Source organism: Caulobacter henricii, assembly GCF_001414055.1.
GTDB lineage: Bacteria > Pseudomonadota > Alphaproteobacteria > Caulobacterales > Caulobacteraceae > Caulobacter > Caulobacter henricii.
In genome coordinates, this window is the sequence record NZ_CP013002.1 from 495,205 (window position 1) to 509,339 (window position 14,135).

Annotated in this window: 15 protein-coding genes; 8 read left to right on the forward strand and 7 right to left on the reverse strand. The window is 69.0% G+C overall.

Annotated features, from left to right (window positions below; genetic code table 11):
- Positions 1–33: 33 nt before the first annotated feature.
- The 3 genes from AQ619_RS02385 to gloB all read right to left on the reverse strand — a co-directional run bounded on the left by AQ619_RS02385 (position 34) and on the right by gloB (position 1,824).
- Positions 34–474: a hypothetical protein gene (locus tag AQ619_RS02385; protein WP_062143728.1), complete on the reverse strand. Its 441-nt coding sequence runs from the start codon at positions 472–474 to the stop codon at positions 34–36.
- 139 nt (positions 475–613) lie between these two features.
- Entirely contained in the window at positions 614–1,081 is a 468-nt protein-coding gene (locus AQ619_RS02390) for a cupin domain-containing protein (protein ID WP_062143731.1), read from the reverse strand.
- Complete coding sequence (gloB, locus tag AQ619_RS02395) at positions 1,078–1,824, reverse strand: hydroxyacylglutathione hydrolase (RefSeq protein WP_062143734.1); 747 nt, start codon at positions 1,822–1,824, stop codon at positions 1,078–1,080. The genes AQ619_RS02390 and gloB overlap by 4 nt, the downstream gene beginning before the upstream one ends.
- Before the next feature lie 81 nt (positions 1,825–1,905).
- On the opposite strand from gloB, the gene AQ619_RS02400 reads away from it, so the two are divergent.
- The 3 genes from AQ619_RS02400 to AQ619_RS02410 all read left to right on the forward strand — a co-directional run bounded on the left by AQ619_RS02400 (position 1,906) and on the right by AQ619_RS02410 (position 4,701).
- Positions 1,906–2,727 (forward strand): class I SAM-dependent methyltransferase, encoded by an 822-nt coding sequence (locus AQ619_RS02400; protein WP_062143737.1) that lies wholly within the window; start codon positions 1,906–1,908, stop codon positions 2,725–2,727.
- 26 nt (positions 2,728–2,753) lie between these two features.
- On the forward strand, positions 2,754–3,098 hold the full coding sequence (locus AQ619_RS02405) for a P-II family nitrogen regulator (RefSeq protein WP_062143741.1): 345 nt from the start codon (positions 2,754–2,756) through the stop codon (positions 3,096–3,098).
- Between the two features lie 91 nt (positions 3,099–3,189).
- Positions 3,190–4,701 (forward strand): phospholipase D-like domain-containing protein, encoded by a 1,512-nt coding sequence (locus tag AQ619_RS02410; protein ID WP_062143745.1) that lies wholly within the window; start codon positions 3,190–3,192, stop codon positions 4,699–4,701.
- Here the strand turns inward: AQ619_RS02410 and AQ619_RS02415 are convergent.
- From AQ619_RS02415 to metX, 3 genes are read right to left on the reverse strand one after another with little or no spacing between them, the layout of a single operon-like run.
- The gene (locus AQ619_RS02415) at positions 4,637–5,434 is read right to left on the reverse strand and encodes an endonuclease/exonuclease/phosphatase family protein (protein ID WP_062143747.1); all 798 of its coding nucleotides are present in this window, start codon (positions 5,432–5,434) and stop codon (positions 4,637–4,639) included. The genes AQ619_RS02410 and AQ619_RS02415 overlap by 65 nt on opposite strands.
- Complete coding sequence (metW, locus tag AQ619_RS02420; RefSeq protein ID WP_062143750.1) at positions 5,431–6,105, reverse strand: methionine biosynthesis protein MetW; 675 nt, start codon at positions 6,103–6,105, stop codon at positions 5,431–5,433. The genes AQ619_RS02415 and metW overlap by 4 nt, the downstream gene beginning before the upstream one ends.
- Positions 6,102–7,256, reverse strand: coding sequence for a homoserine O-acetyltransferase MetX (metX, locus tag AQ619_RS02425; RefSeq protein WP_062143753.1), 1,155 nt, complete (start codon positions 7,254–7,256; stop codon positions 6,102–6,104). The genes metW and metX overlap by 4 nt, the downstream gene beginning before the upstream one ends.
- Before the next feature lie 78 nt (positions 7,257–7,334).
- Here metX and AQ619_RS02430 point away from each other — a divergent pair, with 78 nt between their 5' ends.
- From AQ619_RS02430 to AQ619_RS02450, 5 genes are read left to right on the forward strand one after another with little or no spacing between them, the layout of a single operon-like run.
- Positions 7,335–7,847: a SixA phosphatase family protein gene (locus AQ619_RS02430; RefSeq protein ID WP_062143756.1), complete on the forward strand. Its 513-nt coding sequence runs from the start codon at positions 7,335–7,337 to the stop codon at positions 7,845–7,847.
- Positions 7,844–8,188: a DUF952 domain-containing protein gene (locus tag AQ619_RS02435; protein ID WP_062143758.1), complete on the forward strand. Its 345-nt coding sequence runs from the start codon at positions 7,844–7,846 to the stop codon at positions 8,186–8,188. The genes AQ619_RS02430 and AQ619_RS02435 overlap by 4 nt, the downstream gene beginning before the upstream one ends.
- The gene (locus tag AQ619_RS02440; protein ID WP_062143761.1) at positions 8,185–9,243 is read left to right on the forward strand and encodes a quinone-dependent dihydroorotate dehydrogenase; all 1,059 of its coding nucleotides are present in this window, start codon (positions 8,185–8,187) and stop codon (positions 9,241–9,243) included. Before AQ619_RS02435 ends, AQ619_RS02440 begins: the two co-directional genes overlap by 4 nt.
- Positions 9,240–9,977 (forward strand): TVP38/TMEM64 family protein, encoded by a 738-nt coding sequence (locus AQ619_RS02445; RefSeq protein ID WP_062143764.1) that lies wholly within the window; start codon positions 9,240–9,242, stop codon positions 9,975–9,977. The genes AQ619_RS02440 and AQ619_RS02445 overlap by 4 nt, the downstream gene beginning before the upstream one ends.
- A gap of 9 nt (positions 9,978–9,986) precedes the next feature.
- Positions 9,987–11,507 (forward strand): sensor histidine kinase, encoded by a 1,521-nt coding sequence (locus AQ619_RS02450; RefSeq protein ID WP_062143767.1) that lies wholly within the window; start codon positions 9,987–9,989, stop codon positions 11,505–11,507.
- 661 nt (positions 11,508–12,168) lie between these two features.
- On the opposite strand, the gene ggt is transcribed toward AQ619_RS02450, so the two are convergent.
- A complete protein-coding gene (gene ggt, locus AQ619_RS02455) occupies positions 12,169–13,902 on the reverse strand; it encodes a gamma-glutamyltransferase (RefSeq protein WP_062143770.1) in 1,734 nt (577 codons plus the stop codon).
- Positions 13,903–14,135: the final 233 nt, after the last annotated feature.

The following is a 14,135-nucleotide window of genomic DNA, read 5'->3' on the forward strand; positions in this document are numbered from 1 at the left end:
GCCGGGCCGGACAGCCTGACCCCGTCGTCGGGTTCAGGTGGCCTCTATGCCAAGCGCTTTCAATTCCTTCAGGAAGCGCAACAAACTGGAGTGCGACCGCTTCAGGCTTGAGACCATCTCGGGTCGCGCCAGCGCCTCGCCCGGTACGATGAAGCCCTCGCGGCCGACTTTCTTGGCCACACCCCGTTTGAGCATTTCGACGACCCTGCGGCGCACGGTCTCGTAGGGCAGGCCCAGAGAATCGGCCACCTGGCGGATGGTGATCGGGCGGCGTTCTTCATCCGGCGGGACGTCATCGATCTCGGCATAGACCCGGCCGCGCAGGTGGGAGACGTTGCCCGCCCAGAGCGTCGTGTAGACCAGAGAATAGATGATATCGACGCCGTGGGCCTCATTGGCGATCTCGACCCAACGCAGAATGTAGTCCGTGGCGCTGCGCACGGCCGCGCGCGCGTCATGGTACTCGTCCGTCATGGTTGTAACCGCCCCACCCAACTCTTAAGCGAACCTTGTTACAGGGGACCGATTCCTGTCGCCGTGAAAAGGTTTGCACGACGACTGCGACAAATCGTCACGCCCTGTTTCGCCGGCGGAGAGGGCTGTTCGGTTCGCCTTAGCGCAGCACGGGTCGCCAATCCGGCGGAGCCAGCTCGAAGCCCGCGAAGCGGAATCCCGGCGCCACGGTGCAGCCGACCAGGGTCCAGGCCCCCAGGCTGACGGCCGTCTGCCACCAAAGGGTCGGGACGATGACCTGGGGGCGGCACCCCGAACGGAGATCCGGCCCGAGCCTGTGGGCCGTCGCGCCGACGCCGTCCGGCGGCGACAGCGTCAGGGCCAGCGGCGCGCCGGCGTGATAGTGCCAGACCTCGACCGCATCGACGCGATGCCAGGCCGACATCTGCTCGGCTTCGAGAAGATAGTAGATCGCCGTCGAGGCCGGCCGTGCCCCATCCACCGAGGCGTCTTCAAAGGTCTGACGATACCAGCCGCCCTCGGGGTGAGGTTGCAGCTCGAGCAGGCGGATGATTTCCCGGGCCCCCAGATCGCCGGAAATGCCGAGGGGAGGGTTGGTGTGGGTCATCCCTTGAAGCCGTCCTTGGCGGCACGGATCGCAGCAAAGGCTTCGGCCGGTGCCAGGTCCGGCCGCAGCAAGGGCGCTCGCAGGAAGGGATTGGTCGCCTTCTCGAGACCGATGGCGGTCGGGACGGTGGGTTCGCCCCGTTCCCGGGCCGCGAAGATCTGCTCGGCACGGGCCCTGAGGCCGGGATCATCGTCGACCGACAGGGCAAAGCGCGCATTCGAGGCCGTATACTCGTGGGCGCAATAGACGGTGGTGGCGTCGGGCAGGGCCGTCAGCCGTGCCAGCGAGGTCCACATCTGTTCGGCCGTGCCTTCGAAAAGCCGTCCGCAGCCCAGGGCAAACAGGGTGTCGCCGACAAAGGCGATAGCGTCCGCGGCATCATGATAGGCGACATGGCCCAGGGTATGGCCGCCGGTGTCGATCATCGTGAAGCGGGTCTCGCCCAGGTCGACGACATCGCCATCGCCCACCGTGCGATCCAGGGGCGCGATGCGGGTGACCTCGGCCGGGCCCACGATGGTGGCACCGGTCGCCGCCTTGATCGCCGCATTGCCGCCCGCATGGTCGGGATGCCAGTGGGTGTTGAGCACCAGGTCCAGGGTCCAGCCCAGGCGGGACAGTTCGGCGAGGATGGCGTCGGCGTCCGGGGTGTCGATGACGGCGGCCTTGCCGGTGGCGTCGTCGCGCACGAGGAAGCCGTAGTTGTCGGACAGGCAGGCGAACTGGTGGACGGTCAGCGTCATGGACAGCCTTGTACTGGCGTGAGGCGGTGACGTGAGGCTCGCCACCACCTACATAGATGGACTGGCCGCCCCGGAGACTCAATGCGTCGCGACGTGCTCGATCTCAGAGCCTTCTACGCCACCCCGCTGGGGCGCGCGGCGCGTGTCATGCTGTCGCGCAAGGTCGCTGAGGCCTGGGGCGATGCGCGCGGGCTCGATGTCCTGGGTCTGGGCTATGCCACCCCCTTTCTGGATGCGGCCCGCCCCAGCGCCCGGCGCGTTGTCGCCGCCATGCCGGCCACCCAGGGGGTCGAGGTCTGGCCTTCCGGCGGTCGCAACCAGGCCTGCCTGGTCGAGGAAACCGCTCTGCCCCTGCCCAATGCCATGTTCGATCGGGTCCTGGCGGTGCACGCCCTGGAAGAAGCCGAGGATCCGGCGGCGGTTCTGGCCGAGATCGGCCGGGTCATGGCCCCGACCGGGCGCCTGATCGTGGCGGTGGCGTCGCGCGACGGGTTCTGGGCCGGTGCCGAGAGCACCCCCTTTGGCCACGGCCGCCCCTTCAGCCGCAGCCAGCTGGAGCGGCTGATTCGTGACGCCGACCTGGAACCCGCCGGCTGGACCCGCGCGCTCTATGCGCCCCCCATCGCCATGACCGCCGGATGGGCGGAGGGCTTTGAACAGGTCGGAGCCCGTCTGTGGCCCCGGTTCGCCGGCCTGATCCTGATGGAAGCGGTCAAACAGACCTTTGCCGTCAAGCCCCGCGGACACCGCGCCCGGGTTCGCGTCTTCTCGCCGGGCGTCCTGTCACCGAGCCCGGCAGGGCCGGCATCGGCCCGCAAGGTGCCTGTTCGGAAGGCACCGGCGACCCTTCTGGACGGATCGCCCTTGGAGGCGCCGCGTTCGGAGCCTAGCTTAGGTTCGTAATCACTGTTCGCTGCGGGAGCCGCGCCATGAAAATGATCGTCGCCATCATCAAGCCGAGCCGCCTCGACGCCGTTCTGGAGGCTGTCACCGAGGCCGGTGCATCGGGTCTGACGGTGACCGAGGTGCGCGGCTACGGCCGGCAAAAGGGCAAGACCGAGGTCTATCGCGGCGCTGAGTACGAGGTGAAGCTGCTGCCCAAGGTCAAGCTCGAGATCGCTGTACCGACCGACGTGGTCGAGCCGGTGGTCGAGGCGCTGCAACGGACGGCCAATACCGGCAAGATCGGTGACGGCAAGGTGTTCGTCATGGATCTCGAACAGGCGCTGCGCATCCGCACCGGCGAACGCGATGCGGCAGCGATCGCCGGCTAGCCGCGTGGCCGGGATCGTGCGTGGCGGGGGCTTGAGGGCGGAGCCTTAGGTCCGCCTGCGCGTTGACGAGACTCACCCGGATAGGAGCGTCATGGGCGAGCGGGCGTCGGCCTTCCAGTCAGGTTACAACTGCTGGCGCATTGCGCCGGCCGATCGTCTGTCCCTCCTGGTCGACAATGACGAGACCTTTGACGCGCTGAAGCCCCTGCTGCTGGCGGCCCGGCGCTCGATCTGGATTCTGGCCTGGGTGTTCGATCCGTTGACGCGGCTGGATCCCGACCGGGTTCGACGCAGCGGTGATCCGGAGCAGGCCGATCGCATCGGCCTGATCCTGCGCCGGCAGGCGGCGCTCAATCCGGCCCTGGATGTGCGGATACTGACCTGGGCCATGCCGTTCCCGATCGCCGCCGCCCAGCTGTTCGGGCCGCAGCGCGGCCTGGCCTTCTTCGCCGGGTCACGGGTCAAGTACCGGCTCGACAGCACCCTGCCGGCCTCGGCCTGCCATCACCAGAAGGTCGTCGTCATCGATGGGGCCACCGCCCTGGTGAGCGGCGGCGACATCGGGGTGGATCGCTGGGACACCTGCGAGCATCGCGACAATGACCCCCGCCGCAGACTGCCGACCGGGCGTCGCTATCCGGCCCGGCACGAGGTGGCGATGCTGGTCGATGGTCAGGCCGCCCAGGGCCTCGGCGAACTGTTCATTGACCGCTGGCACAAGGCCACAGGCGAGGCGCTCAGCTTGCCCGAGCGCCCCGCGGATGCCCCCTGGCCGCCGGGCCTCGTGCCGGATCTGTGCCAGGTCCCGGTGGCGGTCAGCCGGACCGAGGCGGCCTGGAAAGGCCGGCCGGAAGTCTCGGAAAGCCTGCTCCTGCACCTTTCCGGCATCCGCTCGGCCCGGCGTTTGATCTATCTGGAAAACCAGTACCTGACCTCGCCGATCATCGTGGATGCCCTGGCCGAGCGCCTCGCCGAGCCCGACGGCCCGGAGGTGGTCATCGTGGGGCCGGCGCGAAGCCCGAGCTATTTTGACCGGATCACCATGGACAGCGCCCGGTCTGTGGCGATCAATCGTCTGCGATCGGTTGATATCCACAATCGCTTTTCAGCCTTCAGTGCCCACACCCCCGGAGGGCACCCGATCATTGTCCATTCGAAGGTGGCGATCCTGGACGACACGATGCTGCGGGTCGGGTCGGCCAATCTCAATAATCGCTCGATTGCCCTCGACACCGAATGCGATCTGGCCTTCGAGGGGCGCGACGCCACGCAGCGGGCCGTGATCTCGGCCTTCCTGGCCCGGCTGATCGGTCATTTCCTCGGCCGGTCGTCGAGCGAAGTCCAGGCGGCGCTTGCCGCTGAGGGCAGTCTAGCGGCGGCCATCGAGGCCCTCGATGTCAGATCAGACCAGCCGCGACGGCTTCGGCCGGTGCCGGTCCGCCGGCTGACCGGCCTGCAGCAGTTCATCGCCGACTGGAACCTGGGCGACGCCCTTTCGCCCCGGGACGCCTGGCGGCCCTGGGGACGTCGCGAGCGGCTCAGGCGGGACCGGGTTCGCCTGAACCAGCCCCCGCCGCATCGGCCGGACCCTCTGCGGCCGTGATCTTCAGATCGACCACCAGAGGCAGGTGATCGGAGGCCAGGCGCGCCCTGGCGTCATAGGGCGACCGGACCGCGACAGTCTCCAGGCCCTTGGTCAGGAAGACATGATCGATGCGCATGAACGGAAAGCGGGACGGAAAGGTCGCCGTGGCGGGCCGTGGCCAGGCGCTGTCCGGTGTCTGGGCGTCGCGCAGGGCAGCGCGCAGCATCCGGTAGGTGGCCGAATAGGGCGTGGCATTGAAGTCGCCCAGCAGCACCCCCGGCGCCGTCCAGGCGTCCGAGGCCATCCACGCCTCGCCCAGCAGGGCGGCGGCCTGACGCTTCTGTTCCTGCGGGATCAGGCCCAGATGGGTGTTGATGATCTGGACGGGGATGTCACCGACCATGACCTCGACCCACAGGGCCCCGCGAGGTTCCAGGCCCGGCACCCGGCGATAGAGCGGCAGGCCCGCCGCCTTGATCCGGCGCTCGGGCAGGGCGGTCAGGATGGCATCGCCGTACAGCTCCTCTTCCACGGCCATGGCCGGGTGGAAATGGACCTTCATCCTCAGCAGTTCAGCGAGGCGATGGGCCTGATCGATGGTGCCCGTCCGCCGGCGCAGCACGTCCAGCTCCTGCAAGGCGACGACATCGGGCGTCTCCGCGGCGATGACCTCGGCCACGCGCTCGACATCGAGGGCGCGGTCGACGCCCACACAGCGGTGGACGTTGTAGGTCATGAGGCGAAGCGTCATCCGTCGAAGAGATCGCCCGAAACCGTCTTTGGTTCCCGTTCGGTCGCTTGGCCTGCCTCGGACCCGACCCGGCTCAGCATGAACAGGCAGGTCTCGGCCCGCCAGTTCTCGAGGGGACTGGCCGGATCGATCGGCCGGGCCGGACCCCGGCCGGTAAAGGCGGCGCTGGCGTCGACCCGCACCTGCAGGTCGTCGGTCAGGGCCAGGAAGTCGACCAGGGTGCACAGGTGGATATTGGGTGTCGACCACCAGGGCATGGGCAGGGCCTTGGTCTCAGGCATCCGGCCGCGGCTCAGCAGCGACCAGCGCACCCGCCAGTGGCCGAAATTGGGGAAGGAGACGATGGCCCGGTCGGCGATGCGCAGCAGCTCGGCCAGCACGTGGCGGGGCTGGCGGGTGGCCTGCAGGGTCTGGGACAGGATCGCATAGTCGAAGGTCTTGTCCGGGAAGTGGTCGAGGTCCTGGTCGGCGTCGCCCTGCACCACCGACAGGCCTCGGGCCATGCAGGCGGCCACGCCCCCGGCGCTGATTTCCAGCCCGCGACCGTCGACCTGCTTTTCCTGGGCCAGCAGATCCAGCAGGGCTCCCTCGCCGCAGCCGACATCAAGCACCCGCGATCCGGGGCGGACGAGACGCAGGATCTCGCGGAAGTCTTCGCGCACCACGCTCATGCCAGGCCCCGCTCGCGCTCGACCGAGCCCAGGAAGCCGGTCAGGGCCGCGTCCATCACCGGCTCGTCCAGCAGGAAGGCGTCATGACCCTTGTCGCTCTCGATCTCGACAAAGGCCACCCGGCAGCCGGCGGCTGTCAGGGCCCGGACGATGTGACGGTTCTCGGTGGTCGGATAGAGCCAGTCACTGGTGAAGCTGAGCACGCAGAACCGCATGTGCCGGGCCCGGGTGAAGGCGCTGGCCAGCACCCCGCCATGGCTGGCGGCAATGTCGAAATAGTCCATGGCCCGGGTGATGTAGAGATAGCTGTTGGCGTCGAAGCGGTCGACGAAGCTGGCTCCCTGGTGGCGCAGATAACTCTCGACCTGGAAGTCGGCGTCAAAGCCCCAGGACAGGCCGTCGCGCTGCAGCTCGCGGCCGAACTTCCGCTGCAGGGCCGGCTCGGACAGATAGGTGATGTGGGCGGCCATCCGGGCCACGGCCAGGCCCTTTTCCGGTCGTGTGCCGTGGTCGGCATAGGCCCCGCCGCGCCAGTCGGGATCGGCCATGATCGCCTGGCGGCCGACCTCGTGGAAGGCGATGTTCTGGGCCGAGTGCCGCGATGCGGAGGCGATGATCACGGCGCTGGCCAGCCGTTCGGGGTAGTCGACGGCCCATTGCTGCACCTGCATGCCGCCCATCGAGCCACCGACCACGGCAAACAGGGTCTCGACCTCGAGGGCCGAGACCAGCATCGCCTGGGCGCGGACCATGTCGGCGATGGTGATGACCGGGAAGGACAGGGCCCAGGGCTTGCCGGTGGCCGGATTGATCGAGGCCGGGCCGGTCGAGCCCATGCAGCCGCCGATGACATTGCTGCAGATGATGAAGTGCCGCTCGGGATCCAGCGGTTTGCCGGGACCCACCAGACGCAGCCACCAGCCGGGCTTGCCCGTCACGGGATGCGGCGAGGCCACATGCTGGTCGCCGGTCAGGGCGTGGCAGACCAGGACGGCGTTGGAGCGATCGGCATTGAGGCGGCCATAGGTCTGGTAGGCGACCTCCAGACCTTCGATGACGCCCCCCGAATCAAGGCGCAGGGGTTCGCTGGTCGGGAACCGCCAGGTTCCGCCATCGGTGAGCGCGGACGGGGCCAAATCCAGGTCAGCCATGACCGCCTTGGACCGCTTGGCGAAGAAGGTGTCAACCGCCCGCTTCCGGCGGGCCCCGGCTGAGGCTATGGAGGGCGCATGGACCGTCTGATCCTCATGCGCCACGGCCAGGCCGAACGGCAGGCCGCGACCGGCGGCGACTTCGAGCGTGGCTTGACCCCGAAGGGGCGCGAGGACGCGACCCTGATCGGCCAGCTGCTGGCCCGCCAGGGGGCGAGCCCTGATCTGGTGCTGGTTTCCAGCGCCCGGCGGACCCGCGAAACCTTCGCCGCCGTCTCGGCCGCCTTTCCCCAGGCCCGGGTCGAGTTCCGCCGCGACCTCTATCACGCCGAGCCCGATGAGGTCATGGCCGCCCTGGAGGACGAGGGCGATTCGGCCGGGGTGGTGATGGTCATCGGCCACAATCCGGGCCTGCATGAACTGGCCCTGCGTCTCGTGCTCCAGGGCGGGGCCGAACCGGTCGCTCTGAACCGGATCCGCGGCCGCTTTCCCACCGCCACCACGGCGGTCTTCGCGTTCGGCTCCGGTGGCCCGCCGGTGCTGGAACATCTCTTCTACGTGGCCGAACATGGCGGAACAGGCGGCGAATGACCCTGATCTACAAGATCCTCTCCCGCGCCGAGTGGGAGGCCGCCCAGGCTCTGGGCGAGTTTCAGGGTTCGGCTGTCGATCTCGCCGACGGCTTCATCCACCTGTCGGGGGCCGATCAGGCCCAGGAGACGGCGGCCCGCTATTTCGTCGGCCAGGCCGATCTCGTCCTGCTCGGCGTCGAGGCCGAGGCCCTGGGCGAGGCCCTGAAATGGGAGGCCTCGCGCGGCGGGGCGCTGTTTCCGCATCTCTTCCGGCCCCTGCTCGTCGGTGAGGTCATCAGCGAGCGCGCCCTGGCGCTCGACGCGGCCGGCGTGCCCCAGCTGGGCGATCTGTCCGCATGAGCCTGCACGACCTCGCCGCCCGGGCCCTGCACGCCTTCGACCCGGAAGACGCCCATGGCCTGGCCATCATGGGCCTGAAGGCCGGCCTTGGTCCGCGCGACAGCGGGCCCGATGATCTGAGCCTGTCGATCACCCTGGCCGGCATGACCCTGTCCAGCTGCGTGGGTCTGGCGGCCGGTTTCGACAAGAACGCCGAGGTGCCCGACGCCATGCTGGCCGCCGGCTTCGGCTTCGTGGAGGCCGGGACGGTCACGCCCCTGCCCCAGGCCGGCAATCCGCGCCCGCGCCTGTTTCGCCTGACGCAGGACCAGGCGGTGATCAACCGCATGGGCTTCAACAATGAGGGCCTCGAGGCCTTCGCCGGCCGTCTGGCTCGACGCCAGGGCCGTCGGGGCTTTGTCGGAGCCAATATCGGGGCCAACAAGGACGCCACCGACCGGATCCAGGACTATGTCACCGGCCTGACCCGGCTGTGGGGCCTGTCGGACTATTTCACCGCCAATATCTCCTCGCCCAATACGCCGGGCCTGCGGGCCCTGCAGACCAGGGCCGCTCTGGAAGAGCTGCTGGGACGGCTGGCCGAGACGCGCCTGTCGCTGAAGACCGCGTCGGGCCGCGACTATCCGATCTTCCTGAAGGTTGCCCCCGATCTCGAGGACGGCGAGGTCGAGGCCATTGTCGAGACGGTCGTGGCCAGCGGCCTGGACGGCATCATCGTCAGCAACACCACCATCGCCCGGCCCGACAGCCTGAGGTCGGCGGACAGGGGCGAGACCGGCGGTCTGTCGGGTGCGCCGCTGCTGGAGCCCTCCACGGCGGTTCTGAAACGCTTCCATGCCGCCGCCGCAGGCCGAACCGCCCTGATCGGGGCCGGCGGCATTGCGGACGGGGCCGGAGCCTATGCCAAGATCCGGGCCGGGGCCCGGGCGGTGCAGCTCTATTCGGCCCTGGTCTATGGTGGGCCGGGCCTGGTGGTTCGCATCAAGCACGACCTGGCCGCGCGCCTGCGCGCCGACGGCTTTGCCTCTGTCGAGGATGCGGTCGGCGCCGGATGACGACCGACAGGGGACTGCAGCTGCTCCGACAGTTCGGCCCGGTCGTGGCCCTGGTCGCCCTGTTCATCTGGGCGGTGGCCAGTGGTCTGGCAGGGCATATCTCGCTGGAAGATCTCCGGGCCCAGGCCCAGGGCCTGCAGGCCCTCGTCCGCGAACATCCGGTCCTCAGCGTCGCGAGCTATGTCACCCTCTATGTGGCGACCGTGTCGATCTCCCTGCCCGGCGCCCTGATCCTGTCTCTGACCGGCGGCTTCCTGTTCGGTCCCATACTGGGCGGGGCGGCCGCCGTCACCGGGGCCACGGGCGGCTCGACGGTGGTGTTCCTGGTCTCGCGCACGGCCTTTGCCGACTTCCTGCGGCGCTGGAAGAACCCCCTGCTGCTGAAGATCGAGGACGGATTTCGCGACAACGCCTTTTCCTACCTGCTGACCCTGCGCCTGATCCCGGCCTTTCCGCTGCTGCTGGTCAATGTCGCGGCGGGTCTGATGGGGGTGCCTTTGCGGACCTTTCTGGCCGCCTCCTTCCTCGGCATGGTGCCCAGTTCCTTCGTCTATGCCGGGATCGGTGCGGGTCTCGGCCACGTCTTTGCCCAGGGTCACACGGTTTCGCTGGAAACCCTGCTGTCGCCGAGGATCTATCTGCCGATAATCGCCATGGGGGTGCTGGCCTTTCTGCCGCCGCTGTGGCGCCATTGGCGACGCGGGCGCGTTGCCCCCGCGCCCGACGTGAAGTAACTCAGATTCATGACCGAGACGGTCTCGCCGACGGAAATCCCGACCCCGCCCGCCGCGCGACGCTTCCCGTGGCCGCGCGGCCTGTCGGCGCGCCTGCTGCTGTTCACCGCCTTTGTCGTCACTGTCGCCGGTCTGATGATCCTGCCGCCTACCCTGGCGGCCTATGAGGAGCAGTGGCTGCTGGATCGGGTGCGGGCCGGGGAACTGGCCTCGACCATCGCCGAGAACGATCCCGATCTGCGGGTCAGCGACTCGGTCGCCGGCCAGCTGTTCGACCAGGCCGGGGCCGTCACGGTGGCCGTCCAGGTCGACGGGGCCCGCCGGCTGGTCCTGCCGCCCAAGGTCCCGATGCAGACGCCCTATCTGGTCGACCTGCGGCGTCAGAACCCCGGCTCCTGGCTGGCCGCCCCCTTCTTCACCCTGACCAGCCCGCCCGGCAGCATGGTCCGGGTGATGGCCGAGCCGCGCTTCCGCAAGGCCGAGTTCGTCGAGGTGGTCCTGCCCGACGCCCCGCTGAAGGCCCAATTGATCGCCTATTTCTGGCGGCTTGCCGGGGTGACGATCTTCGTCGCCGGCCTGGCCGGCTTCTTCGTCTATCTGTTCCTGAACATCTTCCTGGTGCGGCCCATGCAGCGCATCACCCGCGCCATGGAGCAGTTTCGCGCCGACCCGGCCGATCCCGAGGCCCGTATCGTAGTCTCCAAGCGCCGCGACGAGATCGGCCGCGCCGAGCTCGAGCTCGACCGCATGCAGACCGACCTGCTGACCGCCCTGGCCTCCAAGGCCCGACTGGCGGCCCTGGGCGAGGCGGTGGCCAAGATCAATCACGACCTGCGCAACATGCTGACCAGTGCCCAGATGGCTTCGGACCGCCTGGCCGCCCTGGGCGATCCCAAGGTGGCCCAGGCCCTGCCGCGCCTGGAACGGGCCCTTGACCGGGCCATCACCCTGGCCACCGACGTCATGACCTATGGCAAGTCCAAGGAGCCTGCGCCGGTGGTCCGGCCCACGCCCCTGCGCGCCGCGCTCGACAGCGCTGCCGAGGATTCCGGCCTCGCCCCGGGCGGTGTGGCCCTGGAGACCGTGATCGACCCGCGCGAGCAGGTCCTGGCCGATCCGGACCAGCTGCACCGCATCCTGACCAATCTGTTGCGCAATGCCCGTGAAGCCATCGAGGGCGCGCCCGATCGTGGCCGCAAGGGCCGGGTGTTCGTCGAACTGCATCGCGGCGACGGGATCAGCATCCTGCGCCTCTCCGACGACGGCCCCGGCGTGCCGCAACGGGCCCAGGCCAACCTGTTCCAGCCCTTCGTCGGCTCGGTGCGGCGCGGCGGCACCGGCCTCGGCCTGGCCATCGCCCGCGAACTGGCCCAGGGCCATGGTGGTGACCTCGTGCTGGTCGAGACGGGGCCGGGGGGCTCGGTGTTCGATCTCAGCCTGGCGGGCGTGCCCGAGCCGGTGGCCGAGGCTGCGGCGGTGGTCGCGGTGCCGGGCGAGGTTTCCCGGCCGACGCCGCAGGCCCCCTCCTGACCTGCTACGCAGGTCGTCCTCCCCCCTGCGGGGGGAAGATGAGATCAGCGCGACCTTCATCTTCCCCCTCCGGGGGAAGACGGCTGCGCAGCAGCCCGTAGGGGGCAAGTGCGGGGATTGAACCCGATCTATCTCCGGCGTTTCCCAAACAAACCCAAGTCCAATCAATGCCCTGCAAAAAGTCAGATCGCGCCAATCCTCCGCGCTGAATCCGCCCGCATAATCAGTCTCACCTGACAGCACGGGAAGGGCGTCCGGCCGGCGACTGAGGCGGCTGTCAGGGGTGATCGAGCGGGGCCACCGGTCGGACGAATGTCCGTGCCGGAGTGCTTAAAGTGAGGGCAGGGGACGTAAACCTGCCCATCGGGGGTCTGCCAGGACCTCCGCCCGTCCGAAGGTTCGCTCCGGGTCCCTCCGGAATCGGCGTGGCTGCAGCCAGAGGCTCAAGTCCGTCGCGAGGAGGACAAGGCCCGGGTGGGGTGAAGGGTTGAACCAGACCCGCGCGCCCCGGCCAGAGGGATAACGGTCACGCGGAGCGTTCGTCTTCGTCGAAACGGTACATATTCAAACCCTCATCCGGGCGAGGCCCGGACGCTCCGCAACCCTTCCCAACCCTTCAGCGGGCCCGCCGCGTGAAGCGGCGGAGCCGTGCCGGTCGTCTCTACAGGCCCTTGGCCACGCCTTCGCGACGGGGATCGGCACCGCCCTCCAGGACCCCGCCGGGACGCACGATCAGGCCGTGCAGGCCGGAGGTCTCGTTCTGGCCGATCTTGACTGTCACGCCGCGGGCATTGAGGGCAGCGACCATCTCGGGACCGAACAGGTTGGCCTCGCCGGAGAAGTTTTCGCCGCGCGACACCAGGTTGGGCAGGTTGATCGCCTCCTGCATGGAGAGGCCCCAATAGAAGACCCCGACCATGGCCTTCAGATTATAGGACAGGATGGCATTGCCGCCGGGCGAGCCCACGGCCGCCAGGAACTTGCCCTTGTCGTCCAGCACGATCAGCGGCGACATGGACGAGCGCGGACGCTTGCCGGCCGCCACCGCATTGGCCGCCGGCGCACCGTCCCGGTCGGTCGGCGAGAAGCTGAAGTCGGTCATCTGGTTGTTGAGGAAGAAGCCGCCGACCATCCGGCCCGAGCCGAAGATGCTCTCGACCGTGGTGGTCATGGAGACCACATTGCCGGCCGGATCCATGATCACGAAATGGGTGGTGCCGGCAGGCTCCCGGGTAGCGTCGGGGCCGACGACGGGCGCGCCTTTCGGCAGGCCGAACTTCGGCGCGGGGCCGGCCACGTCCTTGATCAGCTTGGCGCGCTCGGCGACATAGGCCGGGTCCAGCAGGCCCTCGACCGGCACCTTGACGAAGGCCGGATCGGCCACATAGCGGTCGCGGTCGGCGTACATGACCCGCTCGGCCTCGGCCAGCAGGGCCCAGGCGGCCGGATCCTTGGGGCCGCGCGTGCCGATATCGGTGTGTTCCAGCATCATCAGGGCCTGGACCACGGCCAGGCCACTCGACGAGGGATTGGGCACGCAGACCGTATAGACCTTCCAGGGCCGGCACAGGGCCGCCGCCGAGCGGGGGCGATAGGTCTTGAGATCGCTGAGGGTGATGCTGCCCGGCAGGGTGCCGGCCTGGACCTTGTCGACGATGGCCTGGGCGATCGGTCCTTCATAGAGGGCGCTGGGACCCTCGGCCGCCAGCCGCCGGACCGTGGCCGCATAGGCCGGGTTCTTCAGCAGATCGCCGGCCTGGTAGCGCTGGCCGTCGGGCTTGGTGAAATAGGCGGTCACGTCCGGCGTGGCGTTCTGGGGCACCCGGCTGCTGTTGACCATGCCGGCCAGGCGGGGGCTGACCACAAAGCCGTCGGTCGCCAGTCGCTCGGCCTCCTTGAACAGGGTGCTCCACTTGGCCGCGCCATGATCCTTCTGGGCCTGGGCCAGCATGGCCACGGCACCCGGGACGCCGGTTGCCCGGCCGGAGACCACGGCGACCTGGAACGGCAGGGGCTTGCCTTCCGGGCCCAGGAACATGTCAGGGGCGGCGCCGCTGGGGGCCGTCTCGCGCCCGTCATAGGCGGTGACCTTGCCGGTGCGCGCCTCGAAATAGGTCATGAAGGCACCGCCGCCGATCCCCGAGCTCTGCGGCTCGACCAGGCTCAGCACAGCCTGGACCGCTACGGCAGCATCCACGGCACTGCCGCCCTCGCGCAGCACCTTCAGGCCCGCCTCGACCGCCAGGGGGTTGGCAGCGGCGACAAAGCCGCGCGGCGCGGTTTGAGACCCTGCAGCGGCCGCTGCGGCGGGCTTGGCCCGGGTCGTGACCTGGGCGTCGGCCAGGCCGGCGCAGGCGGACAGGGCGAGCAGGGAGATCAGGATGAGGCGACGCATAGGATCGGGTTCCAACCAGGAAACGGCGGCGGTCAGGCCGCGACGGCGAGGTGTCCATGGACATCAAACCCATGGCGCTGTCACGTCCGTATGACGCTTCAGGGGGCCGAAACCGCCAGCCCGCTTCGCGCCGGGCGACGGGTGCCTGCCGGCCGAGCGCGGGTCGCTGAAATCTTTTCGCGATTACCCGCAGACCGGGCTTGCGTCCCCGGAGTGAACGGGCTATCTCCCCC

Excerpts from the sequence above, each read along its gene's own strand:
- AQ619_RS02415 (WP_062143747.1), bottom strand. The coding sequence starts at position 5,434 with ATGACGCTTCGCCTCATGACCTACAACGTCCACCGCTGTGTGGGCGTC.
- AQ619_RS02385 (WP_062143728.1), bottom strand. The coding sequence starts at position 474 with ATGACGGACGAGTACCATGACGCGCGCGCGGCCGTGCGCAGCGCCACG.
- AQ619_RS02450 (WP_062143767.1), top strand. The coding sequence starts at position 9,987 with ATGACCGAGACGGTCTCGCCGACGGAAATCCCGACCCCGCCCGCCGCG.
- AQ619_RS02410 (WP_062143745.1), top strand. The coding sequence starts at position 3,190 with ATGGGCGAGCGGGCGTCGGCCTTCCAGTCAGGTTACAACTGCTGGCGC.
- AQ619_RS02445 (WP_062143764.1), top strand. The coding sequence starts at position 9,240 with ATGACGACCGACAGGGGACTGCAGCTGCTCCGACAGTTCGGCCCGGTC.
- gloB (WP_062143734.1), bottom strand. The coding sequence starts at position 1,824 with ATGACGCTGACCGTCCACCAGTTCGCCTGCCTGTCCGACAACTACGGC.
- metX (WP_062143753.1), bottom strand. The coding sequence starts at position 7,256 with ATGGCTGACCTGGATTTGGCCCCGTCCGCGCTCACCGATGGCGGAACC.
- AQ619_RS02390 (WP_062143731.1), bottom strand. The coding sequence starts at position 1,081 with ATGACCCACACCAACCCTCCCCTCGGCATTTCCGGCGATCTGGGGGCC.
- ggt (WP_062143770.1), bottom strand. The coding sequence starts at position 13,902 with ATGCGTCGCCTCATCCTGATCTCCCTGCTCGCCCTGTCCGCCTGCGCC.
- AQ619_RS02430 (WP_062143756.1), top strand. The coding sequence starts at position 7,335 with ATGGACCGTCTGATCCTCATGCGCCACGGCCAGGCCGAACGGCAGGCC.
- AQ619_RS02435 (WP_062143758.1), top strand. The coding sequence starts at position 7,844 with ATGACCCTGATCTACAAGATCCTCTCCCGCGCCGAGTGGGAGGCCGCC.
- AQ619_RS02405 (WP_062143741.1), top strand. The coding sequence starts at position 2,754 with ATGAAAATGATCGTCGCCATCATCAAGCCGAGCCGCCTCGACGCCGTT.
- AQ619_RS02400 (WP_062143737.1), top strand. The coding sequence starts at position 1,906 with ATGCGTCGCGACGTGCTCGATCTCAGAGCCTTCTACGCCACCCCGCTG.
- metW (WP_062143750.1), bottom strand. The coding sequence starts at position 6,105 with ATGAGCGTGGTGCGCGAAGACTTCCGCGAGATCCTGCGTCTCGTCCGC.
- AQ619_RS02440 (WP_062143761.1), top strand. The coding sequence starts at position 8,185 with ATGAGCCTGCACGACCTCGCCGCCCGGGCCCTGCACGCCTTCGACCCG.